This window comes from Gilliamella sp. B2717, from assembly GCF_026536675.1.
Taxonomy (GTDB): Bacteria; Pseudomonadota; Gammaproteobacteria; order Enterobacterales; family Orbaceae; genus Gilliamella; species Gilliamella apicola_I.
Window position 1 is genome coordinate 48,162 of sequence record NZ_JAFNNQ010000030.1, and the last position, 1,556, is coordinate 49,717.

The following is a 1,556-nucleotide window of genomic DNA, read 5'->3' on the forward strand; positions in this document are numbered from 1 at the left end:
CGATTTAATTTGTAGCAACGATTACACCGGATCATTCAATAAAAATGGTTATATAAAACTACCCAGCGGATTAGTGATTCAATGGGGGGAATCAAGATATTCTCAAACTGCTGGGGTGAATGGCTATATACAATCGTTTCATACAGCGTTTCCGCATACGTGTTTTCTGGTTATGACAAGCGATAGGTATTACGGCGCAAATTCAACATCGGCACACCCAATTTCAGCATCACAATTTAGATGTTGGGGAAGATGTGGGCCTGGCGAATATGCTGACACCGATTTATTTTACATAGCATTAGGATTTTGAGTATGAAACATTTTTATAATTTTAAAACACAATCATTTTATATAGATGAAATCAATATTGATATACCACCAGATTCAATTGAAATCACAAAAGATCAACACATTGATTTATTTAACGCAATCAATGCGGGGTGTGTTATATTTAATGATTTAACGTATTCAGAGTCCCCACTGTCAGGTTTTCACAAATGGAACGGTGGACAATAGGTACTGGATATGGCTGCGGAAACTGATTTTAAAATCAGGAAAAACATAGCTCTCAGAGATAAATTAATAACTGACGCGAGTACGAAAAAAACATTATTACAATGCGCTATAAAACACAACGTAGCAACAGATAATGAAAAACGACTATTAGAGCGTTTAGAGTTATTTTCCATTGACGTTCCTCGTATTGACACGGCACATGTTAACGCTGTGTTTCCTGAAATACCCGAGTGATTACTCGGTTTCTTGGGACCAGTTAATATCTGATTGATTAATATCAATACGGGTCAATAAAATCATGTATGTTTTTACATTTCTGCCTCGTTTGATTCTAGCATATCTTAATCGATAATGTCTTGCAGGATTGTTATTTGTGTCCACATTATTAATTAATTGTTGTTGTTTTTATTTGTTGGTTTTTATTTTATCTATATTGCTGAGACTATCACTAATATTCTTTAGTTTTGATTGTCCGTTTGCATCAGCAACTATTTTTTTATTGTCGGGTATGTCCGACGTAAAAAACCAATGATTATTGTCTAATTCTATTACATCATAATTGATATCATATATACTGGGCATTACCTCTGCCGTTGTTATTTTATTGAAATATCTCATATTAATATCCCTCGGCTGAGTATGAACATGCAAATTCACTCATCGCAACCATTCCCGATGCACCGAACATTCCCGCTGTTAGCCCTATTTCATGCAAACTATTGATTTCATAATTTATGATTTCAACTGCAGGTGTAGATGTTTCAATTGAGACATTGACAGATATAACTGTCTGGGTAAACGGTATTGGGAATGGAACTTTTACACAACCTAACGGGTTTGGTGAATGAAGCGGGTTGGAGACAGGCCATTTGTTGCCAACTCGTTTAAAGCCATCACTGTATATTTCATACCAGCCGTTTATGTTTGAACCTTTAGCAATTATAAAACGGCTAATCTGCTGGCCGTTTATTGCTATTTTTTTAAAATCAACATGTTCACCTACCTCATAAATAGGATGCTTTATTAATCCTTAGTTTTTT

General features: G+C 35.1%; 3 protein-coding genes and 1 pseudogene. 3 read left to right on the forward strand and 1 reads right to left on the reverse strand.

The annotated features are described in order from the left end of the window. From J3U35_RS05435 to J3U35_RS05445, 3 genes and pseudogenes are all read left to right on the forward strand, one after another. Positions 1-310: pseudogene (locus tag J3U35_RS05435) on the forward strand (hypothetical protein); the annotation flags it as partial. Positions 311-312: 2 nt separating this feature from the next. Then, the gene (locus J3U35_RS05440; protein WP_267360071.1) at positions 313-516 is read left to right on the forward strand and encodes a hypothetical protein; all 204 of its coding nucleotides are present in this window, start codon (positions 313-315) and stop codon (positions 514-516) included. 9 nt (positions 517-525) lie between these two features. After that, the gene (locus J3U35_RS05445; protein WP_065557970.1) at positions 526-750 is read left to right on the forward strand and encodes a tail fiber assembly protein; all 225 of its coding nucleotides are present in this window, start codon (positions 526-528) and stop codon (positions 748-750) included. 171 nt (positions 751-921) lie between these two features. On the opposite strand, the gene J3U35_RS05450 is transcribed toward J3U35_RS05445, so the two are convergent. Beyond that, positions 922-1,134, reverse strand: a complete 213-nt coding sequence (locus J3U35_RS05450; protein WP_065557663.1) for a hypothetical protein — start codon at positions 1,132-1,134, stop codon at positions 922-924. Positions 1,135-1,556 lie beyond the last annotated feature (422 nt).

What these genes read in the sequence shown, in the direction of transcription:
- J3U35_RS05440 (WP_267360071.1), top strand. Translation starts at nt 313, where the DNA reads ATGAAACATTTTTATAATTTTAAAACACAATCATTTTATATAGATGAA.
- J3U35_RS05445 (WP_065557970.1), top strand. Translation starts at nt 526, where the DNA reads ATGGCTGCGGAAACTGATTTTAAAATCAGGAAAAACATAGCTCTCAGA.
- J3U35_RS05450 (WP_065557663.1), bottom strand. Translation starts at nt 1,134, where the DNA reads ATGAGATATTTCAATAAAATAACAACGGCAGAGGTAATGCCCAGTATA.